General features: G+C 61.3%; 21 protein-coding genes and 1 pseudogene. 15 read left to right on the top strand and 7 right to left on the bottom strand.

Annotation, left to right across the window (positions count from 1 at the left end):
* Positions 1-9: 9 nt before the first annotated feature.
* On the bottom strand, positions 10-495 hold the full coding sequence (locus tag C4J93_RS20975) for a YajQ family cyclic di-GMP-binding protein (RefSeq protein ID WP_003193880.1): 486 nt from the start codon (positions 493-495) through the stop codon (positions 10-12).
* Between the two features lie 123 nt (positions 496-618).
* Between C4J93_RS20975 and C4J93_RS20980 the strand changes: the two genes are divergently transcribed.
* The 3 genes from C4J93_RS20980 to C4J93_RS20990 are packed head-to-tail and all read left to right on the top strand — an operon-like array spanning position 619 to position 4,199.
* Positions 619-1,536: a putative 2-dehydropantoate 2-reductase gene (locus C4J93_RS20980; protein WP_124430370.1), complete on the top strand. Its 918-nt coding sequence runs from the start codon at positions 619-621 to the stop codon at positions 1,534-1,536.
* A gap of 45 nt (positions 1,537-1,581) precedes the next feature.
* The gene (locus tag C4J93_RS20985; protein ID WP_124368172.1) at positions 1,582-3,618 is read left to right on the top strand and encodes an ATP-binding protein; all 2,037 of its coding nucleotides are present in this window, start codon (positions 1,582-1,584) and stop codon (positions 3,616-3,618) included.
* Between the two features lie 2 nt (positions 3,619-3,620).
* Positions 3,621-4,199 carry a cob(I)yrinic acid a,c-diamide adenosyltransferase gene (locus tag C4J93_RS20990; protein ID WP_124371702.1) on the top strand — a complete coding sequence of 193 codons (579 nt, stop codon included), beginning with the start codon at positions 3,621-3,623 and terminating at the stop codon, positions 4,197-4,199.
* A 118-nt stretch (positions 4,200-4,317) separates the two neighbouring features.
* Here the strand turns inward: C4J93_RS20990 and C4J93_RS20995 are convergent, their stop codons facing one another.
* The 3 genes from C4J93_RS20995 to secA form a co-directional block, all read right to left on the bottom strand.
* Positions 4,318-5,262 carry a Nudix family hydrolase gene (locus tag C4J93_RS20995; RefSeq protein ID WP_124430913.1) on the bottom strand — a complete coding sequence of 315 codons (945 nt, stop codon included), beginning with the start codon at positions 5,260-5,262 and terminating at the stop codon, positions 4,318-4,320.
* Positions 5,263-5,391: 129 nt separating this feature from the next.
* The gene (gene argJ / locus C4J93_RS21000) at positions 5,392-6,609 is read right to left on the bottom strand and encodes a bifunctional glutamate N-acetyltransferase/amino-acid acetyltransferase ArgJ (RefSeq protein ID WP_124430371.1); all 1,218 of its coding nucleotides are present in this window, start codon (positions 6,607-6,609) and stop codon (positions 5,392-5,394) included.
* Between the two features lie 118 nt (positions 6,610-6,727).
* On the bottom strand, positions 6,728-9,463 hold the full coding sequence (gene secA / locus C4J93_RS21005; protein ID WP_124408039.1) for a preprotein translocase subunit SecA: 2,736 nt from the start codon (positions 9,461-9,463) through the stop codon (positions 6,728-6,730).
* A 305-nt stretch (positions 9,464-9,768) separates the two neighbouring features.
* Here secA and C4J93_RS21010 point away from each other — a divergent pair, with 305 nt between their 5' ends.
* Entirely contained in the window at positions 9,769-10,224 is a 456-nt protein-coding gene (locus C4J93_RS21010) for a DUF721 domain-containing protein (RefSeq protein WP_124415481.1), read from the top strand.
* 3 nt (positions 10,225-10,227) lie between these two features.
* Here the strand turns inward: C4J93_RS21010 and C4J93_RS21015 are convergent, their stop codons facing one another.
* On the bottom strand, positions 10,228-11,706 hold the full coding sequence (locus tag C4J93_RS21015; RefSeq protein WP_124430372.1) for a helicase HerA-like domain-containing protein: 1,479 nt from the start codon (positions 11,704-11,706) through the stop codon (positions 10,228-10,230).
* 205 nt (positions 11,707-11,911) lie between these two features.
* Between C4J93_RS21015 and C4J93_RS27795 the strand changes: the two are divergent.
* From C4J93_RS27795 to C4J93_RS21035, 5 genes and pseudogenes are all read left to right on the top strand, one after another.
* Positions 11,912-12,943: pseudogene (locus C4J93_RS27795) on the top strand (cache domain-containing protein); the annotation flags it as partial.
* A 93-nt stretch (positions 12,944-13,036) separates the two neighbouring features.
* A complete protein-coding gene (locus tag C4J93_RS27800; protein WP_372237509.1) occupies positions 13,037-13,801 on the top strand; it encodes a methyl-accepting chemotaxis protein in 765 nt (254 codons plus the stop codon).
* 108 nt (positions 13,802-13,909) lie between these two features.
* Entirely contained in the window at positions 13,910-15,022 is a 1,113-nt protein-coding gene (locus tag C4J93_RS21025) for a glycosyltransferase family 1 protein (RefSeq protein WP_164484595.1), read from the top strand.
* Positions 15,015-15,767 carry a DUF2334 domain-containing protein gene (locus tag C4J93_RS21030; RefSeq protein WP_124430374.1) on the top strand — a complete coding sequence of 251 codons (753 nt, stop codon included), beginning with the start codon at positions 15,015-15,017 and terminating at the stop codon, positions 15,765-15,767. Before C4J93_RS21025 ends, C4J93_RS21030 begins: the two co-directional genes overlap by 8 nt.
* Positions 15,755-16,864, top strand: a complete 1,110-nt coding sequence (locus C4J93_RS21035) for a lysylphosphatidylglycerol synthase transmembrane domain-containing protein (RefSeq protein WP_124430375.1) — start codon at positions 15,755-15,757, stop codon at positions 16,862-16,864. Before C4J93_RS21030 ends, C4J93_RS21035 begins: the two co-directional genes overlap by 13 nt.
* Before the next feature lie 116 nt (positions 16,865-16,980).
* Here C4J93_RS21035 and purU read toward each other — a convergent pair whose 3' ends face one another.
* Complete coding sequence (purU, locus tag C4J93_RS21040) at positions 16,981-17,829, bottom strand: formyltetrahydrofolate deformylase (RefSeq protein ID WP_124371709.1); 849 nt, start codon at positions 17,827-17,829, stop codon at positions 16,981-16,983.
* A 345-nt stretch (positions 17,830-18,174) separates the two neighbouring features.
* Between purU and mvaT the strand changes: the two genes are divergently transcribed.
* Positions 18,175-18,549: a histone-like nucleoid-structuring protein MvaT gene (gene mvaT, locus C4J93_RS21045; RefSeq protein ID WP_003175830.1), complete on the top strand. Its 375-nt coding sequence runs from the start codon at positions 18,175-18,177 to the stop codon at positions 18,547-18,549.
* 90 nt (positions 18,550-18,639) lie between these two features.
* On the opposite strand, the gene sbcB is transcribed toward mvaT, so the two are convergent.
* Positions 18,640-20,067 carry an exodeoxyribonuclease I gene (gene sbcB / locus C4J93_RS21050; RefSeq protein WP_124430376.1) on the bottom strand — a complete coding sequence of 476 codons (1,428 nt, stop codon included), beginning with the start codon at positions 20,065-20,067 and terminating at the stop codon, positions 18,640-18,642.
* Between the two features lie 166 nt (positions 20,068-20,233).
* On the opposite strand from sbcB, the gene C4J93_RS21055 reads away from it, so the two are divergent.
* The 5 genes from C4J93_RS21055 to C4J93_RS21075 are packed head-to-tail and all read left to right on the top strand — an operon-like array spanning position 20,234 to position 25,565.
* Positions 20,234-20,926, top strand: coding sequence for an RDD family protein (locus C4J93_RS21055; protein ID WP_124430377.1), 693 nt, complete (start codon positions 20,234-20,236; stop codon positions 20,924-20,926).
* Complete coding sequence (locus tag C4J93_RS21060; RefSeq protein WP_124430378.1) at positions 20,923-21,897, top strand: stage II sporulation protein M; 975 nt, start codon at positions 20,923-20,925, stop codon at positions 21,895-21,897. The genes C4J93_RS21055 and C4J93_RS21060 overlap by 4 nt, the downstream gene beginning before the upstream one ends.
* Positions 21,884-23,416 carry a DUF4129 domain-containing protein gene (locus C4J93_RS21065; RefSeq protein WP_124430379.1) on the top strand — a complete coding sequence of 511 codons (1,533 nt, stop codon included), beginning with the start codon at positions 21,884-21,886 and terminating at the stop codon, positions 23,414-23,416. Before C4J93_RS21060 ends, C4J93_RS21065 begins: the two co-directional genes overlap by 14 nt.
* Positions 23,413-24,570 (top strand): DUF4350 domain-containing protein, encoded by a 1,158-nt coding sequence (locus C4J93_RS21070; protein ID WP_124430380.1) that lies wholly within the window; start codon positions 23,413-23,415, stop codon positions 24,568-24,570. The genes C4J93_RS21065 and C4J93_RS21070 overlap by 4 nt, the downstream gene beginning before the upstream one ends.
* Entirely contained in the window at positions 24,567-25,565 is a 999-nt protein-coding gene (locus C4J93_RS21075) for a MoxR family ATPase (protein WP_124430381.1), read from the top strand. Before C4J93_RS21070 ends, C4J93_RS21075 begins: the two co-directional genes overlap by 4 nt.
* Positions 25,566-25,572 lie beyond the last annotated feature (7 nt).

A 25,572-nucleotide genomic window follows, 5' to 3' on the forward strand; every position in this document is an offset into this window, starting at 1 on the left:
AAGGTGCCATCAGTCGCGGAAGTTGTTGAACTGCAGCGGCATGTCGAAGGTCTTGGCGCGCAGGGCCGCAATGGCCTCTTGCAGGTCATCACGCTTCTTGCCGGTAACACGCACCTGTTCACCCTGGATGGCCGCCTGGACTTTCAGCTTGGCATCCTTGATGTGCGCGACGATCTTCTTCGCCAGTTCCTTGTCGATGCCTTCCTTGAGCACGGCTTCCTGCTTCATCAGTTTGCCGGAAGCGTAGGCGTCCTTGACTTCAAGGCACTGCACGTCGATCTTGCGCTTGACCAGGGCCAGCTTGAGGATCTCGATCATCGCTTCCAGCTGGAAATCGGCTTCAGCGGTCAGGTTGACGGTCAGTTCCTTTTCCTTGAATTCGAAGCTGCCCTTGCCTTTCAAGTCATAGCGACGGTCCAGTTCCTTGACGGCGTTCTCGACGGCGTTGGTGACTTCGTGTTTGTCCAGTTCGGATACCACGTCGAACGAAGGCATGTCATTTCTCCAATATAAGGGGCGGGCTCAGTAGAGATGGAGCGCGCCCGAGCTAAAATGCCGGGGCATTATAGCGGTTCTTTCGCCGCGTTCACCGCTGGCGACCTTACGGAGCACACACTGATGTCGACCACCTGGCATATTCTCGGCGCCGGTAGCCTGGGCACCCTCTGGGCCACGCGGCTGGCGCGCGCGGGCGTGCCGGTGCGGCTGATCCTGCGCGATCAGGCGCGCCTGGCCAGCTATGCGTCGGGCAACGGCCTGACCCTGGTTGAGCACGGTATTGCGCACACCTACCCGGTAATCGGCGAAACATCCGACAGCCCGGAGCCGATCCAGCGCCTGTTGGTGGCGTGCAAAGCCTACGATGCCCAAAGTGCTGTCGCACAGTTACAGCATCGCCTGGCGCCGGACGCGGAACTGATCCTGCTGCAAAACGGCCTCGGCAGCCAGGATGCGGTGGCCGCCCAGTTGCCACAGGCGCGTTGCATCTTTGCCTCCAGCACCGAAGGCGCGTTTCGCGAGGGCGAATGGCGTGTGGTCTTTGCCGGCCATGGCTACACCTGGCTGGGGGATGCGGCTCACCCTACCGCGCCGCTGTGGCTGGATGACTTGCAGGCCGCCGCCATCCCCCATGAATGGAGCACCGATATCCTCACGCGTCTTTGGCGCAAGCTGGCGCTCAATTGCGCGATCAACCCGTTGACCGTGCTCTACCAGTGCCGCAATGGCGGCCTTCAGGCCCATCAATGTGAAGTCGCCACCCTGTGCGCTGAATTGAGCGAATTGCTGGAATGCTGCGGCCAGCCTGCGGCTGCGCAAGATTTGCACAGTGAAGTGCAACGGGTGATCCAGGCCACTGCGGCCAACTATTCCTCCATGTACCAGGACGTGGCCAACGCACGGCGTACCGAAATCAGCTACCTGCTGGGCTACGTCTGCCAGGCGGCCGCCCGCCATCAACGGGTACTGCCGCATCTGCAGCAGCTGCAAACGCGCTTGGTCGAGCAGTTGGTTGCACGCGGATTGCCCAGCGACTGAGGCACGCGCTACCCTGCCGTATGTCTATTGCCTGCGAAAAACCTGATGCCACTGCGCCAGCGTCTTGAAAACCTACCAGTAGGGCAGAAACTGCTGGCCGCCCTGCTGGTACTGCTGACCACCGTGTTGCTGGTGGCCAACCTGACCTTTATCAGCGCCGCCTACTGGATCTCCCAGGAAAGCATGGCGCCCCAGGCCTTGCAGGCCATCGGTCGGCTGGTGTCCAACCCGGCACTCGCGGCCGAAGCCCTGCAATCCCCGGCCAAGGCCAACGCACTGCTCAATGAGCTGACCAGCTATTCACCGCTGCGCGCCGCCGCCCTGTACGACGGCGAAGGCAATCGCCTGGCGCAGATGCAACACGGCGACCGCCTGCACCTGCCCGACAACTACCGGCATATCGAGGCCTGGCGTCTCACCGAATTTCGCAGCAACCAGGTCATCACCCTGCCCCGCACCGACCAGCCTTCGGGGCATTTGCTGCTGGTGGCCAGCAGCGAGCTTCCGGTGGCGTTCTATACCGGCACCCTCACCGCAAGCCTGGGCATCCTGATTTTCAGTGTGTTGCTGTGGCTGGTCATCGCCCGGCAGATCAAACGCCTGATCACCCGGCCGATCCATGAACTCGAAGAACTGTCGCGCCAGGTGACTCGCGAAGAGAACTACGCCCTGCGCGCAGGCCCCGGCAACCACGATGAAATCGGCAGCCTGGCCGAAGCGTTCAACACCATGCTGTCGCGCATCGAGGCTCGCGAGCAGCAACTCAAGCGCGCGCGGGATGATTCCCAGGCCGCCTACGACCAGGCCCAAGGCCTGGCCGAAGAAACCCGCCATACCAACCGCAAGCTGGAACTGGAAGTGCAGGTGCGCAGCAAGATCGAGAAAAAGCTCACCGGCTTTCAGAACTACCTCAACAGCATTATCGACTCGATGCCTTCGGCGCTGATCGCCCTGGATGAACAGCTCTACGTCACCCAATGGAACCAGGAAGCCACCGCGCTTTCGGGCACGCGCCTGGATGAAGCCCTCAACCAGCCGATCTTCCTCGCATTCCAACCGCTCAAGCCGTACCTGCCGCAAATCAAGGCCACGGTGGAACAGCACACGGTGGAGCGGATCGAGCGGGTCACCTGGGTCAAGGACGACGAGCCAAAGCATTACGCCCTGACGTTCTACCCGTTGATGGGCGGTGCCGGGCGCGGCGTGGTGATCCGTATCGATGACATCACCCAGCGCCTGTCCCTGGAAGAAATGATGGTGCAATCGGAGAAAATGCTCTCGGTCGGCGGCCTGGCTGCCGGCATGGCCCACGAAATCAACAACCCGCTGGGGGCGATCCTGCACAACGTGCAGAACATCCGGCGCCGCCTGTCACCCGAGCTGCCCAAGAACCTGGAACATGCCGAACAGGCGGGCATCGAGCTGGCGCTGGTCAATCAATACCTGCAAGCGCGCGAAGTCCCGCAGTTGCTGGATGGGATTCAACAGGCCGGCGCGCGTGCAGCGAAAATCGTCACGCACATGCTCAGCTTCAGCCGGCGCAGCAACCGGCAAATGGCCCCCTGCGACTTGCCAGCCCTGATCGACCAGGCCGTGGAGATCGCCGGTAACGATTTCGACCTGGCCATCGGTTTCGATTTCAAGGGCCAGGCGATCATCCGCCAGTTCGATCCGCAACTGGGGCCGGTACCCGGCACGGCCAACGAACTGGAACAGGTGCTGCTCAACCTGCTGAAAAACGCCGCCCAGGCGATTCACCTGCGTGAAGACGGCAGCGAACCGGGGCGCATCATCCTGCGCACCCGCCTCAACCCGCCCTGGGCCGAGATCCAGGTGGAAGACAATGGCATCGGCATGAGCGAAAACGTGCGCAAACGCACCTTCGAGCCGTTCTTCACCACCAAGGAGATCGGCCAGGGCACCGGGCTTGGGCTGTCGGTGTCGTATTTCATCATCACCAATAACCACAAGGGCCAGATGGAAGTGCACTCCACCCTGGGCCAAGGCACCTGTTTCACTTTGCGCCTGCCACTGGCCGGCAGCCAATTGTCCCCCGCAGAACTCACCCAACTGGAGCAATGACCATGGGCTTTCGCCTGTCGAAGATCTACACCCGCACCGGTGACCAGGGCGAAACCGGCCTTGGCGACGGTCGCCGCGTGCCCAAGGACCACCCACGGGTGGAGGCCATTGGCGAGGTGGATACGCTGAACAGCCAGTTGGGGTTGTTATTGGCCAACCTGGAGGAGCAGAGCGGCAAGCACCCCGAACTGAACGATGTGGTGGAGGTGCTCACGCCCTGCCAGCATCGCTTGTTCGATCTGGGCGGCGAGCTGGCCATGCCGGTGTACAAGGCGTTGAATGCAGCGGAAGTGGATCGGCTGGAAGCGGCGATCGATCGTTGGAATGAAGAGGTGGGGCCACTGGAAAATTTCATCCTGCCCGGCGGCTCAGCGCTGATCGCCCAGGCCCATGTGTGCCGCAGCCTGGCGCGCAGTGCCGAACGCCGCTGTCAGCAATTGAATGCGGTGGAGCCGTTGGAAGGGGTGGGGTTGGCGTATATCAATCGGTTGTCGGACTTGCTGTTTGTCGCGGCCCGGGTGATTGCCAGGCGTCAGGGGGTTGCCGAGGTGTTGTGGCAGGCGGCGGCGAAGCCTCACTGAGGATTACTGGGTGCCTGGCAGGGCCCCATCGGGGGCAAGCCCCCTCCCACATTTTGATTTGTGAATACCGTCTAGTGTGGGAGGGGGCTTGCCCCCGATGAGGCCCGCCAGAGCAACCTCAAACCTGCGGCCAGAACGCCCTGATCCCTGCAACACCCTGAGCACCCACCGCCCAAGCCTGCTCCCGCTGCGCAGGCCCAACCCCGCCCAACAGAAACACCGGCTTGCTGAACCCACGGATCAGCTCGGCCGCCTGTTCCCAACCCAACGGCTGAGCCTCGGGATGAGTCTCGGTCGGCTGAACCGGCGACAGCGTGACGAAGTCCACATCCATCAACTGCGCCAGCGCCAGTTCTTCAGCGTTGTGACACGAGGCCGCCAACCAACGGTCCTTCGGCAGCGGTCGGCCCTTGCTCGCGTATTTACGCAATTGCGCCGAGGTCATGTGCCAGCCGGCCGCTGGAAAATCCCCCAGCCATTCGAACGGCCCCTTGAGCATCAACTGCGCCTTGCCCGCACACAGCCCCACGGCGTCCACGGCGAGGTCGCGGTATTTGGGGTCGTAACCGTTGGGCGCGCGCAGTTGAACCAGCTTGATGCCGCCGGCGATGGCTGTTTGAAGGCCACGCAACAAGGGCCCGGTTTCCAGCTCACCGGGCGTGATCAGGTAGTCGGCAGGCAGACGCGCTGCCGCGACAATGGGCGCGTTAGCCGCTGGAAACTCATAGTTGATCAGGTCCCGCGGGGCCACCCACTCCAGAGGCTGCCCTTCGACCCCGTGGGGCTCGCCGGTAAAGGCCGAGACTTCCCAGACATCCAGCAACACCTGCTTGTCCGGGTAGTCATGCTGCACCTGAATCAACGGCCGCGCCGTGGTGACCTGGATGCCCAGCTCTTCCTTCAACTCACGGGACAAGGCCGTGGCGACTGACTCGTCAGCCTCCACCTTGCCGCCGGGAAACTCCCAGAGGCCGCCTTGATGCTGGGTATCGGCGCGGCGTGCCAGCAGGATCCTGCCATCGACACCGCGGATCACCGCTGCTGCTACATGCACTCGTTTCACCGCCACTGCTTCCTCCCGTTATTGCCCTTGTAGGAGCGAGCTTGCTCGCGAAGAACGTCAACGATAACGCGTAAATCCTGGATAAACGCGGTGGCATTGAGTTTTTCGCGAGCAAGCTTGCTCCTACCTTCAGGTGCGATATTCCGCGTTGATCTTCACGTATTCGTGGGACAGGTCCGTGGTCCAGATGGTTTCGCTGCAGTCGCCGCGCCCCAACTCGATGCGGATGGTGATTTCTGCCTGCTGCATCACCGCCGAGCCCTGAGCTTCGGTGTAGGTGTCGGCGCGGGCGCCACGGCTGGCAATGCACACGTCGCCGAGGAAGACGTCGATCTTGCTTACATCCAGGTCAGGCACGCCGGCACGACCAACGGCTGCGAGGATACGGCCCCAGTTCGGGTCGGAAGCGAACAAGGCGGTCTTGATCAGCGGCGAGTGCGCCACGGTGTAACCCACGTCCAGGCACTCCTGGTGGTTGGCGCCGCCGTTGACTTGTACCGTGACGAACTTGGTAGCGCCCTCGCCGTCACGCACGATGGCCTGGGCCACGTCCATGCACACCTCAAAAACCGCCTGCTTCAATGCGGCGAACAACGGGCCTTCGGTGGAGGTGATTTCCGGCAGGTTGGCCTGGCCGGTGGCGATGAGCATGCAGCAGTCGTTGGTGGACGTGTCACCGTCGATGGTGATGCGGTTGAACGATTTGTTGGCGCCGTCCAGCATCAGGCGTTGCAATACATCACGGGAGACTTTGGCGTCGGTGGCGATATAGCCGAGCATGGTGGCCATATTCGGACGGATCATGCCGGCGCCCTTGCTGATACCGGTCACGGTGACCGTCACGCCATCGTGCACGAACTGCCGGCTTGCGCCTTTGGGCAAGGTGTCGGTAGTCATGATGCCGGTGGCTGCAGCCGCCCAGTTATCCACAGACAAATCATCCAGCGCGGCTTGCAGGGCGCCTTCGATTTTTTCCACCGGCAGCGGCTCACCGATCACGCCAGTGGAATACGGCAGCACCTGGCTTGCGTCCACGCCGGTCAACTGGGCCAGCTTGGCGCACGTGCGCGCAGCAGCCACCAGGCCAGGCTCGCCGGTACCGGCGTTGGCATTGCCGGTGTTGGTCAGCAGGTAACGAATCGACCCGGCCACACGTTGCTTGGCCAGGATCACCGGCGCAGCGCAAAAGGCGTTGAGGGTGAATACACCGGCGACGGTCGAGCCTTCGGCGCAGCGCATCACTACCACATCCTTGCGCCCCGGGCGCTTGATGCCGGCCGAAGCGATACCGAGTTCAAAACCGGCGACCGGGTGCAATGTGGGCAAAGGACCAAGACCAACAGCCATGTATGCGCTCCTTGAAGAGATGATGTGTGCCGTCGCTGTCGACGGGAGATTAATGGCAAAACGCCGCGACGGCTGATGCCGGTCGCGGCGTGGGGTGTTGCAGCGTCAGGCGAAAATCTTATTCGATCTGGCCGTGGCAGTGTTTGAATTTCTTACCCGAACCGCAGTAGCACAGCTCGTTGCGGCCCAGCTTCTGATCATTGCGCACCGGGGTTTGAGCCAAGGCCACATCGACCTCTTCGCCCAACACCTCAGGCGCATCCAGGCCCGGCGCTTCGTCGTGCTGGAACTGCATGCGCGCAGCCAGTGCCTCGGCTTCCTGGCGCAGGCGTGCTTCTTCCTCGATCGGGTCTTCGCGACGCACCTGAACGTGGGACAGCACGCGGATCGAATCGCGCTTGATCGAATCCAGCAGCTCGGAGAACAACGTGAACGACTCGCGCTTGTACTCCTGCTTCGGGTTCTTCTGGGCGTAGCCACGCAAATGGATACCGTGGCGCAGGTGGTCCATGGTCGACAGGTGGTCTTTCCACAAGTCGTCCAGCACGCGCAGCACGATTTGCTTCTCGAAGGTGCGCAGGGCTTCGGCACTCGCCTGCTCTTCTTTCTCGTTGTACGCGGCCAGCAATTCGGCCATCAGTTTTTCGCGCAGGGTTTCTTCGTACAGGTGATCGTCTTCGTCCAGCCACTGCTGAACCGGCAAGTCGACGCCAAAATCGCTCTTCAACGCGGCTTCCAGACCGGCTACATCCCACTGCTCAGGCAGCGACTGTGGCGGGATATGCGCGCTGACGGTGGCGTTGAGCACGTCCTGACGGAAGTCAGCGATGGTCTCGCCAATGTTGTCGGCGGCCAGCAACGTGTTACGCATGTGATAGATCACTTTACGCTGTTCGTTGTTGACGTCATCGAACTCGAGCAGTTGTTTACGAATGTCGAAGTTACGCCCTTCTACCTTGCGCTGGGCCTTCTCGATAGCGTTGGTCACCATGCGGTGCTCGATCGCTTCGCCGGACTGCATGCCCAGGGCCTTCATGAAGTTCTTCACCCGATCCGAGGCGAAGATACGCATCAGGCTGTCTTCCAGGGACAGGTAGAAACGGCTGGAACCGGCATCACCCTGGCGACCGGCACGACCGCGCAACTGGTTGTCGATACGGCGCGATTCGTGACGCTCGGACGCGATCACCTGCAAACCGCCGGATTCCAGCACGGCCTGGTGGCGTTTCTGCCAGTCAGCCTTGATCTGGGCGATCTGCTCAGGGGTCGGGTTGTCGAGCGAGGCCACTTCCACTTCCCAGTTACCGCCCAACAGGATGTCGGTACCACGACCGGCCATGTTGGTGGCGATGGTCAGGGCGCCGGGGCGACCGGCCTGGGCGATGATCTCGGCTTCTTTTTCGTGGAACTTGGCGTTGAGCACTTTGTGCTCGATGCCTTCCTTGTTGAGCAGGCTGGACACGTGCTCGGACGTCTCGATGGTCGCGGTACCCACCAGGATCGGACGGCCCTTGGCCAGGCCGTCCTTGATGTCATTGATGATCGCCGCGTATTTCTCTTCGGCGGTCAGGAACACCAGGTCGTTGTAGTCTTTACGCGCCAGGGGCTTGTTCGGCGGGATGACCACCACCGACAGGCCATAGATCTGATGGAATTCGAACGCTTCGGTGTCGGCCGTACCGGTCATGCCGGACAGTTTGTTGTACAGACGGAAGTAGTTCTGGAACGTGGTGGACGCCAACGTCTGGCTTTCGGCCTGGATGTTGAGCATTTCCTTGGCTTCGATGGCCTGGTGCAGGCCTTCGGACAAGCGACGACCGGGCATGGTACGGCCGGTGTGTTCGTCGACCAGGACGACCTGGCCGTCCTGGACAATGTATTCGACGTTGCGGTGGAACAGCTTGTGGGCGCGCAGGCCGGCATATACGTGGGTCAGCAGGCCCAGGTTGTGAGCCGAGTACAGGCTTTCTCCTTCGGCCAGCTCACCGATCTGGGTCAGCATTTCTTCAACGAACTGGTGGCCGGCCTCGTTGAGTTCGACCTGGCGGGTCTTCTCGTCGATGGTGAAGTGACCTTCTTTGGTCACCACGCCTTCGACTTCCTCGATGTGCTGCTCAAGGCGCGGGATCAACTTGTTGATCTCGGTGTACAGGCGCGAGCTGTCCTCGGCCTGGCCGGAGATGATCAGCGGGGTACGGGCTTCGTCGATGAGGATGGAGTCGACTTCGTCGATCACGGCAAAGTTGAGTTCGCGCTGGAATTTTTCATCCATGCTGAACGCCATGTTGTCGCGCAGGTAGTCGAAACCGAATTCGTTGTTGGTACCGTAGGTAATGTCGCAAGCGTAGGCGGCGCGCTTTTCTTCGGGCGGCTGGAACGGCGTCACTACGCCGACGGTCAGGCCGAGGAATTCATACAGCGGGCGCATCCAGTTGGCATCCCGGCGAGCCAGGTAGTCGTTCACCGTCACAACGTGCACGCCCTTGCCGGACAGTGCGTTGAGGTAAACACCCAGGGTTGCCACCAGGGTCTTGCCTTCACCGGTACGCATTTCGGCAATCATGCCTTCGTGCAAGGTCATGCCGCCGATCAACTGGACGTCGAAGTGGCGCATGCCCATGACGCGCTTACCGGCTTCACGGGCGACCGCAAAGGCTTCGGGGAGCAGCTTGTCGAGGGTTTCACCTTTGGCTATGCGGGCCTTGAACTCTTCGGTCTTGGCGCGCAATTGCTCATCCGACAGGGCAACCATCTGCTCTTCGAAGGCATTGACCAGCTGCACCGTCTTGAGCATGCGTTTGACTTCGCGCTCATTCTTGCTTCCAAAAAGTTTCTTTAACAAAGGCGCAAACATATCGGCAGGTTCTTCCACACATAGGGATGGAGGGCGCACCGTGAGTGGCCCGAGCAGCCCTCACGGCCGCATGCGAACGCGCATTCTACCCGGAATCGTGGGTGAGGAAAGTGGCGTTGTTCCCCGATGCGGGCACGGCGCTGTGAGAGGGCTTGTTTAAAATAAGGGCTTTTGGCGGAACTTCAACCCATCAAAGGCAGAAGTTACTTATTGATTTCATGAGAAAAGCCCTGACCTTGCAGGGTCTCGGGGCTCACCGGCGCTTTCTGTTAAGATGACGGCTCTGTTACTTAAGGTGTCTAGACATGGCATTTCGCCCTCTTACAGCCCGCGCTCCCGGCGTGTTGCTTCGCGAAGCCAAGCCGCTGAAAGCCATCTTTGGCCACGCGCAACGCCTGGCGCATTTGCAACGCCTGCTCGAAAGCCAGCTGCAACCGGCCGCACGCGAACATTGTCATGTGGCGTCCTGGCGTGAAGGCAACTTGCTATTAATTGTCACTGACGGGCATTGGGCCACCCGTTTGCGTTATCAGCAAAAACGCTTGCAGCGCCAATTGATGGTGTTCGATGAGTTTGCCGGCCTGACGCGCATCCAGTTCAAAGTGCAGCCGCCTGCCGTGCTGCGAAGCCCGGCCGGGCATACGCTGGACCTGTCGGAACAGGCAGCCGAAACCCTCCAGGCCACCGCCGAAGGGATCAGCGATCCGGGTTTGCGCGCGGCACTGGAGCGGCTGGCCGCCCATGCCAGGCCCAAACCCTGAGCCTTACTTGCGCTTGCTGCCGCCCAGCAGCGAGCCCAACAAGCCACGTACCAACTGCCGCCCCATCTGATTGGCGGCCTGCTGCATGGCGGATTTCAGCGCCTTGCCCGCCGTGGTGCCCAGGAATGCACCGGCTTTGTCGGTGAAGCTGGGTTCTTCGGTCGCCGGCTTGGCCTCCTCGGTCGGCCCCAATTCTTTGCGCGCCATCAGCACTTCATAGGCTGATTCGCGGTCAATCGGCTTGTCATAACGGCCCTGCAGCGGCGAACTGGCGACCAATGCCGCACGTTCGGCCTCGGTGAGCGGCCCGATCCGCGACTGCGGCGGTGCAACCAATACGCGCTGGACCACCTCCGGCGTGCCTTTTTCCTGCAGGGTACCCACCAGCGCCTCACCGGTGCCCAACTCGGTCAGCACCGCCAAGGCATCGAATTCTGGGTTGGGCCGGAAACCGTCCGCCACCGCCCGCAGGGATTTTTGCTCTTTGGTGGTGAATGCGCGCAGGCCATGCTGGATACGCAGCCCCAGCTGCGCCAGCACCGTGTCAGGCAAATCCCCCGGAGATTGAGTGACGAAGTACACCCCCACCCCTTTGGAGCGAATCAACCGCACCACCTGCTCCAGACGGTCCTGCAACGCCTTGGGCGTATCGGCGAACAACAGATGCGCCTCGTCGAAAAACAGCGCCAGCAGCGGCTTTTCGGCATCACCGCGCTCCGGCAACTGCTCGAACAGTTCCGCCAACAGCCACAGCAGGAACGTGGCATAGACCTTCGGTGCGTCATGCACCAGGCGGCTGGCGTCCAGCAGATGGATACGGCCGCGCCCGTCGCTGGCGGGCTGCAGAATGTCCTCGAGCTGCAGGGCCGGCTCGCCAAACAGGGCTTCGGCGCCCTGCTGCTCCAGCACCGCCAGGCGCCGCAACAACGCCTGGCTGGAACCGGTGGTCATCAACGCCGCATCGTCGCCCAGCAGTTCAGGGTGATAACGCAGGTGGTTGAGCAGTGCCTTGAGGTCTTTAAGGTCCAGCAGCAACAGGCCTTCACGGTCGGCCACCTTGAAGGTCGCGTACAGCGCCGATTGTTGGCTGTCGGTGAGTTCCAGCAGGCTGCCGAGCAACAACGGGCCCATTTCGCTGATGGTCGTGCGCAATGGATGACCGGACTGCCCGTGGATATCCCACAACGTAACCGGATAAGCCTTCGGTGCGTAATTAAGGAAGGGCATCCCGGCAATGCGTTCGGCGACTTTGCCCTGGGGACTGGCCGCTGCGCCCAGGCCGCACAGGTCACCCTTGATGTCGGCGGCGAATACCGCCACGCCGGCATCACTGAAGGCTTCCGCCAGGCGCTGCAAGGTGACGGTCTTGCCGGTGCCCGTGGCGCCGGCGATCAACCCATGCCGGTTCGCCAGGCGCATGGGCTGGGCGATGGGCTGGCCGTCTGCGCCGGCACCGATAAGCAGTTGTGTGGAGTCAGGCATTTCGTCACCTTTGGTTAATCTTTAATGCAGCCAGGTCGATACAGGCACTGTGAGACCCACAAAATCTAAAAACAGGACAGATATTTCCCACAGAGCCCTCTGGCGCTAGCACCAGAAGTATCACACCTTTTTTTGACGCTGCCATTTTTGCGCATCCCCTAAAGACGCGCCTCGGATATCAAGACCTTAGCGGACCCTACAAGCCATGAATAAAAACCTGCGCTTCAGCCATAAAATTTTGCTTGCAGCCTCCCTTATCGTCATCGCCGCCTTCGCGTTATTTACCCTCTATAATGACTACCTCCAACGCAACGCGATCCGTGACGACCTCGATAACTACCTGCATGAAATGGGCGACGTCACCGCCGGCAGTATTCAGACCTGGCTCACCGGGCGCATCGCCCTGGTAGAAAATGCCGCGCAGAATATTGCCCTCAACCCCGGACCATCGGTGGTTGCCAGCCTGCTGGAACAGAAAGCGCTGACATCGTCGTTCATGGCAACCTACGTCGGCGACAGCCAGGGCACCTTCACCATCCGCCCTGACACCAAGATGCCCGACGGTTTCGACCCGCGCGTTCGCCCCTGGTACAAAGGCGCCCAGACGAGCAACGGCTCGACCTTGACCGAACCCTATATCGACGCGGCAACGGGGCAACTGATTATTTCCATCGCCACCCCGAGTGCCAAGGCCGGCCAGAGCATCGGCGTGGTGGGCGGCGACCTGAGCCTGCAAACCCTGGTGGACAACATTGGCGCGCTGGATTTCGGCGGCATGGGTTACGCATTTCTGGTCAGTGCCGACGGCAAAGTGCTGGTGCACCCGGACAAGGCCCTGGTGATGAAGAGCCTGGCGGACGTGTACCCAAAAGACACACCGAAGATCAGCGCTGCCTTCAGCGAAGTGCAGGCCAATGGCAAGACCAATATCGTCACCTTCACCCCGATCAAGGGCCTGCCTTCGGTGAACTGGTACCTGGGTATTTCGGTGGATAAAGCCAAGTCGTTCGCCATGCTCAGTGAATTCCGCACCTCGGCGGTCATCGCTACCATCATCGCCGTGGTGATCATCATCGCCTTGCTGGGCATGTTGATCCGCGTGTTGCTGCAACCGCTGCACGTGATGACCCGGGCCATGCAGGACATCGCCGACGGCGAAGGCGACCTGACCCGACGCCTGACCATCCAGAACAACGACGAGTTCGGCACCCTGGGTACTGCGTTCAACCGTTTCGTAGAGCGCATTCATACCTCGATCCGCGAAGTGTCGTCGGCTACCGAGCAAGTCAATGAAGTGGCACTGCGGGTGGTCAGCGCATCCAACTCGTCGATGGTCAATTCAGACGAACAGGCCAACCGCACCAACAGCGTCGCCGCTGCCATCAACCAACTGGGCGCCGCTGCCCAGGAAATCGCCCGCAACGCCGCGCAAGCCTCCAATCAGGCCAGTGATGCACGGCATTTGGCCGAAGACGGCCAGCAGGTGGTAGAGCGCAATATCAAGGCAATGACCCAGCTGTCGACCATGATCAGCGCCTCCAGCACCAATATCGAGGCGCTGAACAGCAAGACGGTGAATATCGGCCAGATTCTTGAAGTGATCACCAGTATTTCCCAGCAAACCAACTTGCTCGCGCTCAACGCTGCCATCGAAGCCGCGCGTGCCGGTGAGGCCGGCCGCGGCTTCGCGGTGGTGGCCGATGAAGTGCGCAACCTGGCGCATCGCACCCAGGAATCGGCGCAACAGGTGCAGAAGATGATCGAGGAGTTGCAAGTCGGCGCCCGGGATTCGGTGAGCACCATGAGTGAAAGCCAGCGCCACAGCCAGGACAGCCTGGAGATCGCTAACCTGGCCGGCGAGCGCTTGAACAGCGTGACTCAGCGCATTGGCGAGATCGACGGCATGAACCAGTCCGTGGCCACCGCCACCGAGGAGCAGACCTCGGTGGTGGAGTCGATCAATATGGACATCACCGAAATCAACACCCTCAACCAGGAAGGCGTGGAAAACCTGCAATCGACTCTGCGCGCCTGCTCGGACCTCGAACGGCAAGCCGCACGCTTGAAGCAAATGGTGGGCAGCTTCCGCATCTGAAGCGAATGTGGGAGGGGGCCTGCGCTCTCCCACAGCCAATCCCGATCGAACATCTATCCTTAGCTCAGGTCCACGTTAAGAGAGCAATGGATCGGAGGGATGTTCATCGTGCATATCGCTGACATAACCATGTTCTACGCCCCGGCCAGCGGTGGCGTACGCACTTATCTGGACGCCAAGCACCGGCGCCTGGCGCTCAAGCCCGGGATTCGCCACAGCCTGTTGGTGCCTGGCGCCCATTTGAGCGAGCGGGACGGGATTTTCGAGGTGCCGGCGCCACCGCTGCCCTTCGGCAAGGGTTATCGCTTCCCCCTGCGCTTGGCTCCCTGGCGAAATGTTCTGCACGATTTACAGCCGGATCTGATCGAAGTCGGCGATCCGTACCTGACCGCCTGGGCCGCCCTCGACGCACGGCGCCAGCTGGATGTGCCAGTCATCGGTTTTTACCACTCCGACCTACCGCTGCTGGTGCGTAACCGCATGGGCGCCTGGTTTACCCCCAACGTCGAAGCCTATGTCAGCAAACTCTATGGGAATTTTGACCGAGTACTGGCCCCCAGCCAGGTGATGGCCGACAAACTCACTGGGCTTGGGGTGAAAAACGTCTTCGTACAACCCCTGGGCGTCGACCTGCAAACCTTCACCCCCGCCGTACGCGACCCCGGCCTGCGCGCCGAACTGGGGATTGCTGAAGACACCCGGCTGCTGATTTTCGCCGGGCGTGGTTCCAAGGAGAAAAACCTGCCGGTGCTGCTCAATTGCATGAAACGCCTGGGTGAGGGTTACCACTTGTTGCTGGTGGGCTCCGGCATGCCGGCCAGCGTGCCGGACAACGTCACCGTAGTCGATGGCTTCGTACCGGCCAATCATGTTGCCCGCTTGATGGCCAGCGCCGACGCGTTGTTGCACGCTGGCGACCAGGAAACCTTCGGCCTGGTGATTCTGGAAGCCATGGCCTGTGGTATCCCGGTGGTCGCCGTTGCGGCGGGCGCCTTCACTGAGATCGTCGACGAGCGCTGTGGCCTGCTCTGCGCGCCCAACAACCCCAAGGCGATGGCCGATGCGGTACGCGAACTGTTCGGCGCCGACAGTCGCCGCCTCGGGGAACAGGCTCGGCGCCATGTCGAACAGCAGTATGCGTGGGATGCAGTAGTGGACAGCCTGCTGGGGCATTACCACGCCGTGCTGGGCACGCACAAACCGATGCTCGCCCATGGCTGAACGTTCGGTCATGCTGGTGCTGCATGATGTGGCGCCGAACACCTGGGCCGATTACCGGCCTTTTGTCGAGGCCGTCGATGCCATCGGCAATGTCCCTATCACCTGGCTGGTCGTCCCGGACTTCCATCACCATAACGCCCTGGACGCCCACGGTGACTTCCGGCGCCTGCTTGATAGCCGCGTAGCCAGAGGCGATGAACTGACCTTGCACGGTTACTACCACTGCGACGAACAACCCCCGCCGCGCACGCCAAAAGAATGGTTCATGCGACGCATCTATACCCATGAGGGCGAGTTCTACCAGTTGTCCGAGGCCGAGGCGTTGCAGCGCCTGACTGACGGCATTGAGGTATTCCAGCGCAATGAGTGGCCGCTGCAAGGGTTTGTCGCACCCGCCTGGTTGATGAGCGAAGGCACCCGACGTGCGCTGCGCCAATTACCACTGGGCTATACCAGCGACCCGCAGCATCTGTATCGACTGCCTGACTTCACACGCATCCATGCCCCGGGCCTGGTGTGGAGCGCGCGCAGTGCGTGGCGCCGGGGCCTGTCCAAAGTGCTCAGCGACCGCCGCGAACAGCGCTGGCAGGCGGCCCCGGTGATTCGGCTCGGCTTGCACCCAGTGGACATGCGCCACGGGTTTTCCCGTCATTATTGGCTGCAAACCCTGCAGCGCCTGCTCGACGACGGACGCACGCCACGGACCAAGGCCGCCTGGCTGTCGACGCTGCCATGCGCCGACTGATCTGGCTGGTGCTGGCGCTGATAGTCGCGCTGGTGATTCCCGTGTGGCTCGGGGGCGGCGAAACCGTTGCGCGCCTGCGGCAGTTCCCCCTGCCCCAGTTACTGGCGATGTTTGCCATGATCATCGGCTGCTGGTTGATCAACAGCCTGCGCCTGCGCTTGTTGCTTGGCGAACAGCGCGGCCGGTTGGGATGGCGTAAAAGCCTGGGCGTGGTGATATCGACCGAGTTCGCGATGTGTGCGACGCCTGGGGGCAGCGGCGGGCCACTGACGTTGATGGGCCTGCTGGCACGCAATGGCATACGACCCGCCCACGGTAGCGCGGTGTTCGCCATGGACCAACTGAGCGACTTGCTGTTTTTTCTCTGCGCACTGGTGGGCATCGTGCTGTATGCGCTGTTCCACAGCCTCAGCCCGCGCCTGGAATGGCTGCTGGGGCTCAGTGCCGTGTCGATGGTGGGTGGCGTCGTCGTTGGCCTGCTGGTGGTGCGCTTTCATCGTCGGCTGATTCGCCTGGCCGGGTTGGCACTCAAGGCCTTGCACGTGCGTGCCAGCACCCGTCGGCGCTGGGCTCGCCGGTTGCTGCGCTTCCTGGCGGCATTCACCCAAACCCTGAAATTGCCCTGGCACACGCTGCTCGGGGTGTTTGCGCTGACCAGCCTGCATTGGCTATTGCGCTATAGCGTGTTGTACCTGGCGCTGCGCGGCCTGGGGGGTGATGTGCAGTGGGCCTGGAGTTTCCTGATCCAGATGCTGTCGTTGACCGCAGGGCAATTCAGCCTGTTGCCAGGCGGGGCCGGGGCGGCGGAGTTGACGTCGGCGGCATTGCTGGCGCCCATGGTGGGCAAATCCACGGCGGCGGCGGCGATTCTGATCTGGCGGGCGGTGACCTACTACTTCTATCTGCTGACCGGTGCGCCAGTGTTTTTGCTGATGGTGGGCAAACCGCTGCTCAAACGTCTTTTTCAGGGGCCTCGGGCGGCTTTTCAGGCGCCTGTAACTGCTCCCACAACTGGGCAGCGCCAGGAAAGTCAGTACCATCATCGGCACCCAGCGCGTCCGGGTCGTAGCGACTCAGACACCCCTCGCCCAGGGTAGCCGGTGGCCTGGAAGTCGCCTTATCGAGTGGGTCGGTCATGGTCGCGTCCTGAAATAAAAAAGGGCCCGAAGAGTTTTACTCCCGGGCCCCCGCTTATTCAATCAACACGCGTCGATCAGAACACCACGGTCTTGTTGCCGTGCACCAACACGCGATCTTCCAGGTGATAACGCAAGCCGCGCGCCAGCACCATCTTCTCGACGTCACGCCCGAAACGCACCATGTCTTCGATGCTGTCGCTGTGGCTGACACGTACCACGTCCTGCTCGATGATCGGACCGGCGTCCAGTTCCTCGGTAACGTAGTGGCAGGTCGCGCCGATCAACTTCACGCCGCGCAGGGAGGCCTGGTGATAAGGCTTGGCCCCCACGAACGAAGGCAGGAAACTGTGGTGAATGTTGATCACCTTGCCGGCGTATTCGCGGCACAGTTCCGGCGGCAGGATCTGCATGTAGCGCGCCAGCACCACCACATCGGCGTTGTGCTGCTTGACCAGGCGCGACACCTCGGCGAACGCGGGCTCCTTGTCCTGCGGGTTGACCGGCACGTGGTAATACGGGATGCCGTGCCATTCGACCATGCTGCGCAGGTCATCATGGTTGGAGATCACACAGGCGATCTCGCAATCGAGCTCATCGCTGTGCCAGCGGTGCAGAAGGTCCGCCAGGCAGTGGGATTCACGGCTGGCCATCAGGACGACACGTTTTTTCTGCTCCGTGTCGGTGATGTGCCAGGTCATCGAAAACTCTTCGGCGATCGGCGCAAATGCCTCACGAAAGGCTTCCAGACCAAAAGGCAGTGTATCGGCACGAATTTCGTGACGCATGAAGAACCAACCGCTGAGATCATCCGAGTGATGGCTCGCCTCGGTGATCCAACCGTTATGAGAAGCCAGAAAGTTACTGACCTTGGCAACGATGCCTACCCGGTCCGGGCAAGCAATCACCAGCCGAAAAGTGCGCATTAGGGGGAAACTCCAGAACTTCGCAAAGGCCGCCATTCTAGCGATTGCGCAGAAAAACTGCAGTACTCCTTGCGGCTTATTCTGAGCCCTGTCCGTGGCAACAGCCCTTAATAGCGTAAGGTTTTACCACCGCTATATGTACGTGCACGGCTAAGCTCAGCACTTAGCCGCATTAAGCTGATTATTCTCAGCCACTCAGCTGATAATTAACTCGACTGCAGCGCATTGCCACAAACATTCAATGAATTCACATAAATAGCTGCTTAAATGTTTACTTGGTGAAATTGCCTGACTATTATTGGGCCACTCACCCTGTCAATCAGCGTTCTACATAAGGTAGTCCACATGTCCCTGATCAACGAATACCGCGCCACCGAAGAAGCTATCAAAGAGCTGCAAGCCCGTTTGAAGAACCTGTCGCAAGACGACAAGCTGAAAACCGAGCTGGAATTCGAAGGCAAACTGCGCACCCTGATGGGCGAATACTCCAAATCCCTGCGTGACATCATCGCACTGCTGGATCCGGAATCGAAAGTTAAAGCACCTCGCGGCGCTGTGAAAACTACCGGCACCAAACGTGCTCGCAAGGTCAAGCAATACAAAAACCCGCACAACGGTGAAGTGATTGAAACCAAAGGTGGCAACCACAAGACTCTGAAAGAGTGGAAAGCCAAGTGGGGCGGTGACGTGGTTGAAGGTTGGGCGACCCTGCTGGGCTAAGCCTGGTCGGAGTCACACCCGATACGCGATACATTAAAAACGCCAGCTTGCTGGCGTTTTTTATTGTCTGGATGTTTTGCAGTTATGCAGCTACAGACTCAGGCGAGCCGCTAAAGAGTCGGCATAGTCTTGCCATTCACCCAGTACCTGGCACTGAAACGCTGTCGCATTGTTTTGCAACTCCTGGCGCGCCGCCTTAAATGCCGACAGGGTATTGGGTGCGCCCCACACCGGGTCTGACAAACGTTGCTGACAGAAAAGTCTCCAGCGCTGTTGTTCCTCATTGTTCAAGGTTTCAGGAAAGTTACGCGCGCGGTAGCGAAATAATAATTCCGGCAACCGATGATCATCGAAAGGCCATTGCTGACGCCCTAGTTGCAGCGGCTCTGCCAGGCGAACTTGTTCACATAAGCGTCGGTCACGGTCGCCGATAAAACCCTCGTAGAGCTGCTGCTCCGGATCGGCATTCGGCGCAAATTCCTCCTCGGCGTAAACGCTCGCCAACTTGTCACGCCAAACTTCCTGTGCGTCAGTTAGTCGCAGCGCCCGCGCCTGATAAACGTCCATATCCAGTTGCAACCGCTCGCGATCTTGCGCGCGCAGCACCTTCAAGGGCGCGACGACCGGGCAGCGGTTGATGTGCAGCAACTTCAGGGGCACCGGCAGCTCACCTTCCGCCAGTTCGTCACGCCGCGTATAGAGGCGCTTGCGCAACGTGTCGGCATCCAGTTCGAGCAGGCCCTGCGGGTCGAGCCCCAAGTCACAGACAATCAATGCATTGCGATTGCGCGGGTGCCAAGCCAGAGGCAACACTACACCGAGGTAATGGCGCTCGGCGCTGAAGCGTCCGGAAATGTGCACCAGCGGCTGCAGCAATCGCACCTCGTCCATCACCCGTTGCTTGCTGCGCAGCTGGAACAGCCATTCATACAGTCTGGGTTGTTTCTCCCGCACCAATCGCGCCAGGGCAATAGTTGCACGCACATCAGACAATGCATCGTGGGCTTGGCCGTGGTCGATGCCATTGGCTTGGGTCAAGCGCTCGAGCTTGAGCGTCACGCGCCCGTCCTGCTCGGGCCACACAATCCCTTCCGGGCGCAGGGCATAGGCGGTACACATCACATCGATCAGATCCCAGCGGCTGTTGCCGCCTTGCCATTCGCGCGCATAAGGGTCGAAAAAGTTGCGATACAGGCTATAGCGCGTCATTTCATCGTCAAATCGCAGGGTGTTATAACCCGCGCCGCACGTACCAGGGGCAGACAGTTCGGCATGCACCCGCGTCATGAAATCCGCTTCGGCAAGGCCCTTCTGCGCCAGGACCTGCGGCGTGATACCGGTGATCGCACACGCCGCCGGGTGGGGCAGAATATCGTCGGCAGGCTGGCAATAAAGATTGATCGGCGGACCGACCTCGTTGAGCTCGAGGTCGGTACGAATGCCGGCCACCTGCAGCGGGCGATCGCTGCGTGGGTTGATCCCGGTGGTTTCGTAGTCGTACCAGAAAATGGAGGTCACGGGCTGTTCCTGTGCTGAAGACCGGCAAAGTCTAGGCGCTGCGAGGTGTCAGGGGCCAGCGATACCTTACTGGACAAACATCCAGCAAAAGCTTGAAGGGTTGCTTCCAGCCTCGACACTGCTAGCATCCGTCTCTCTCAGTCGCTTCGCACTGCCAAGGATCGCAATGCCAACAGCTCCTCTGGATACCTGCTACCAGATCGAGACCCCCGAGGGTATCGACCTGCCCTTGCGCCCTGCCGGCCTGCTGCCAAGGGCCGTGGCCTTTGCCTTCGACCTGCTCGTGCGCGGCGTGATCATGGGCGTCCTGCTGGTGCCCCTGGCGCTGCTTGGCAACCTCGGGCTCGGCTTGGGCTCGCTGCTGTTGTTCCTGGTCAGCTGGTGGTACATGGTGCTGTTCGAAGTGTTCAACCAGGGCTGCTCTCCCGGCAAGCAGGTCATGGGCCTGCGGGTGGTACAGGACGACGGCACCCCCATTGGCTGGTCGGCGTCGCTGATCCGCAACCTGCTGCGTTTTGTCGACATGCTGCCCTTCGGCTACTTCTTCGGCGCCATCAGTTGCCTGCAACATCCACACTTCAAGCGGCTCGGCGACCTGGCAGCGGGTACGCTGGTGGTCTACCGCGATCAGGCGTCGGCCCGCCCGCGCATCCCTCAGGCAGCCGCCCTGCGCCTGCCCTTCGCACTGGAGCTGAGCGAACAGCGGGCCATACTCGGTTTCGCCGAACGCCAGGCTGAATTGTCTGCCGAGCGGGTCCATGAACTGGCTGCCATCCTCGCCGCGCCCTTGCAGGTGTCTCCGGCTCGCGCCGTGGAGCAACTCAACGGTGTGGCCCACGGTTTGTTGGGGCCGACATGAAGCAGAGCCTTTTTGAAAGCCGCCACCAGCAGCAATGGCAAACCTTCGCCGAACTGCTCAAACAGGTAGAGCAAGGCAAAGCCTGCGAGGCAACCGACTTCCCTTATCAATACCGACGCCTGTGCCAGCACCTGGCCCTGGCCCAGGCACGCGGCTACAGCAGTTACCTGGTGGACCACCTGCAACAACTGGCGCTGCGCGGTCACCAACAACTGTATCGCCATCGCAGTCAAACGACAGCCAGCGTACTGGCGTTCATCCTCGCCGGTTTTCCGCGCCTGGTACGCGAACAATGGCGCTTCGTACTGATTTCCAGTCTGCTGTTCTTCGGCAGCCTGCTGGGCATAGCGTTATTGGTGTACCTGTTCCCCGAACTGATCTACAGCATCGTCAGCCCGCAACAAGTGGCCGAGATGCAAAGCATGTACGACCCCGCCGCCAGCCGCCTGGGGCGCGCGGCCGAACGGGCTTCTAGTGAAGACTGGATGATGTTTGGCTATTACGTGATGCACAACATCGGCATCGCCTTCCAGACCTTTGCCGCCGGCTTGCTGTTCGGCCTGGGCAGCGTGTTCTTCCTGGTACTCAACGGTTTGATCATCGGCGCGGTTTCCGGGCATCTCAGTGAAATCGGCTACGGCCAGACGTTCTGGTCGTTCGTGATCGGTCATGGCGCCTTCGAACTCAGCGCCATCGCACTGGCCGGTGCAGCAGGCCTGCAACTGGGTTGGTCGCTGATCGCGCCCGGGCCCCTGGCACGTAGCGAATCCCTGCGCCTGGCGGCCCGCAAAAGTGTGCAGATGCTATGCGGGGTCATGCTGTTCCTGCTGATTGCCGCGTTCATCGAAGCCTACTGGTCATCCACCACGAGCATTGCGCCCTGGATCAAATACCTCGTGGGCAGCGCACTTTGGCTGTTCGTGGCCGCCTACCTGATCTTCGCCGGCAGGACTCGCCATGCGCCTGACTGACTCCAGCGTGGTCATCCGCCCCCGCACTGCCTGGGAAGCCATGGACCTCGGCGTACTGATGGCCCGGGAACATCGTGTATTGCTGATGAGCAGCTGGGCGCTGGTCAGCCTGCCGGTGTTCGTGCTGCTCAGTGCGCTGCTGTGGCAGTACCCGTCCTACGCCATCTTCTTGTTCTGGTGGCTGAAGCCGGCCTTCGAGCGCTTGCCGCTGTACATTCTTTCCAAGGCGCTGTTTGGTGAAACGCCAAGCCTGAAACAAGCTGTTCGCCAGTGGCCGCGCCTGCTCAAGGGGCAACTGCTCGCCAGCCTCACCTGGCGCCGGCTGAGCCTGAGCCGCAGCTTCGTGATGCCCGTGAGCCAGCTTGAAGGCCTGGAGGGTCAAGCGCGTCAACAGCGCCTGGGCGTACTGCAACAGCGCAACGCGGGTGGCGCGCGCTGGCTGACGATCATCGGGGTGCACCTGGAAATCGGCCTGTGGTTCGGTTGCATGGCGCTGTTCTATCTATTCATCCCGGAACAGGTCGAACTGGATTGGGACTGGCAGCGGCTGGCATTGGCGACAGGCCCGCAGGGGCTATGGCTGGAACACCTGAGTAATGCCTTCTATGCGCTGATCCTGGTGTTCTGGGAACCCATCTACGTCGCCTGCGGTTTCAGCCTCTATCTCAACCGTCGCACCGTCCTGGAGGCTTGGGACCTGGAGCTGGTGTTTCGCCGATTGCGCCAACGCCTGAGCAGTGTCGCACCGCTGTTGCTGCTGGTCGTCGGGCTGACGCTGGCGCAACTGAGCCCAACGGCGATGGCGGATGAACCGACTGATCCAAAGCCGCTCAGCACCCAGGCGGCCAGCCAATCGATCAAGGCATTACTGGAAAAACCGCCGTTCAAGAATCCGCAAACCGTCACACGTTATCGTTTTGGCGAAGAAAAACCCGCCACTGCCCCCAAAGCCCAGGGCGGCGACGGTAAGCTACCTGGCTGGCTCCAGCACTTGCTCGACAACCTCAACAGCAACACCTTCAAGCACGTGGCCCAAGGCCTGGAGATACTGCTATGGGGCTTGCTGATCGGCGGGCTGGCCTGGGTGGTGTGGCGCTACCGTGAATGGCTGCGCACGTTTGTCAGCCGCAGGCGGCAACCTCGCCCCAACGCCGCAAGACCTGCGCCTGCCCAGTTGTTCGGGTTGGAGCTGGGGGTCGAGACGTTGCCCGACGACATCGCCAGCACCGCCGAACGGCTGTGGCCCACCCAACCGCGGGAAGCCCTTGGCCTGCTGTACCGCGGCCTGCTCAGCCGGCTGCTGCATGAATTCAACCTGCCGCTCAAAAGTGCCGACACCGAGGGCCAGGTACTGGAGCGCGTCCATCAGTTGCAGCAACCGCAGTTGCTGGCATTCAGTCACGAGTTGACCCGGCACTGGCAAAACCTCGCCTATGGCCATCGGCTGCCTCCCGGCGCCGCCCAGCAAAAGCTCTGCAGCGACTGGCGCGCACTCTTCAGTGGCGGGGCCAGCCAATGAAGCGACCCTTACTGTGGATGGCCCTGCTGCTGGCTTGCCTGTTGGGAGTGGGTGGTCTGTATGCCTGGGACAAGGCAATTCCCTATGAGGAGGTTGTGGATCACGGCCCGGCGCCGGAGGCGCTGGCTAATCCTTACCTCGCCGCCGAGCATTTCCTGGGCCAGCAAGGTTTGACGGTAGCGCATGCCAACGGCCTTGAGCGGCTTGCCGACCTGCCTGCCCCAGGCCATAGCCTGCTGTTGCTGGGAGAACGCGGCAACATGACCCCACGCCAGGTCGAACAGTTGCTGGCCTGGGCTAAAGCCGGGGGCCACCTGCTACTGGTGGCCGAGGCGTTATGGGATGAAGAAACCGGCAAAAGCGGCGACCTGCTGCTTGATCGTCTCGAGCTTCGCCAGGCCTTGAGTGATGACTTCGACGAGCCGGCGCCACCGCGCAAAAAGAGCGCGCCAGACCTCACAAAACTGTATGTCGACAATGAAACCAAGCCTGCGTATTTCAGTTTCGACACCGACTTCAACCTTATCGACCCCCGGCACCTGGCGCAGTTTTCAGCCAACAGCGCCAAGTCCAGCCACCTGATGCAACTGGACCTGGGGCGGGGCCGCGTCACGGTGATCACCGACAGCGACCTGTGGAGAACCCCGAGCATCGGCAAACACGACAACGCCTGGCTGCTGTGGTACCTGAACCAGGGTACCGACGTCACGCTGCTGTTCAACAGCGACGTGGACAACCTGTTTACCCTGCTGATCCGTTACTTCCCCCAGGCCCTTGTCGCGCTTGTTGCACTGATTGCCCTGGCACTCTGGCACGCCGGCATGCGCCAGGGCCCGATCCGGGCACCCGCGTCCAAGGCGCGTCGGCAGCTGCAGGAGCATTTGCGCGCCAGCGCCGACTTCCTGTTACGCCGCAACGGCCAGGGCGCATTGCTGCAGGCCTTGCAGCACGACCTCCTGCGCACCGCCCGACGCCACCACCCCGGCTTTGAACACCTCGACACGGCAGAACAATGCCAGGTGCTGGCACTTCTGACGCGACAACCTTCCCCTATCATCAGCCAGGCACTCGGCGCACCTGCGCTGAAACGGCTGTCCAGCGCCGACTTCAGCCGACAGGTGGCGTGCCTGCAAACCCTCAGGAATGCCCTATGAGCGACTCTCCAATGGCCACAGCCCTGAACGCCGAAAAAAACGTTCAATACGCCAGCCAACAGGCCCAGGCCCTGCGCGTTGAATTGCGCAAGGCAGTCATTGGCCAGGACGCGGTGATCGATGACGTACTCACCGCATTGATTGCCGGTGGTCATGTGTTGCTCGAGGGCGTACCCGGCCTCGGCAAAACGTTGCTGGTGCGTGCGCTGGCCCGTTGTTTTGGCGGTAATTTCGCACGCATCCAGTTCACCCCGGACCTGATGCCCAGCGATGTCACCGGCCACGCGGTGTACGACCTGCAGACCGAACAGTTCAAGCTGCGCAAGGGGCCGTTATTCACTCACCTGCTGCTCGCCGACGAAATCAACCGCGCCCCGGCCAAAACCCAGGCGGCACTGCTCGAAGCCATGCAGGAGCGCCAGGTCACGCTGGAGGGTGAGGCATTGCCAATCGGCGAGCCGTTCATGGTGTTGGCCACCCAGAACCCCATCGAGCAGGAAGGCACCTACCCATTGCCCGAAGCCGAGCTGGACCGCTTCATGCTCAAGGTGCGCATGGACTATCCCGAGGCGCACCAGGAAGTGGATATGGTGCGCGAAGTGACCCGCTCGTCCAGGGCCGACATGCTCGATGTGCAGCCTTTGCGCACCGTGCTGCAAGCCGAAGACGTGGTGCAGATGCAGCAGATTGCCAGCGGCATGCCCCTGGATGAACAGGTCCTCGACTATGCCGTGCGCCTGGCGCGGGCGACGCGCAGTTGGCCAGGCCTGACCATCGGTGCCGGTCCACGAGCGTCTATCGCCCTGGTTCGCGGCGCCCGTGCGCGGGCGCTGTTGCGCGGCGGCGAATTCGTGATCCCGGATGACGTCAAGGGTTGCGCCCTGGCGGTACTGCGTCACCGAGTGCGTCTTTCGCCGGAGCTGGATATCGATGGTTTGGAGGTGGACCAGGTGATCAAGCAGTTGCTCGACCAGATCGCGGCCCCCAGGCAGTAGCGCCGGC

This window comes from Pseudomonas sp. R2-37-08W (genome assembly GCF_003851705.1).
GTDB lineage: Bacteria > Pseudomonadota > Gammaproteobacteria > Pseudomonadales > Pseudomonadaceae > Aquipseudomonas.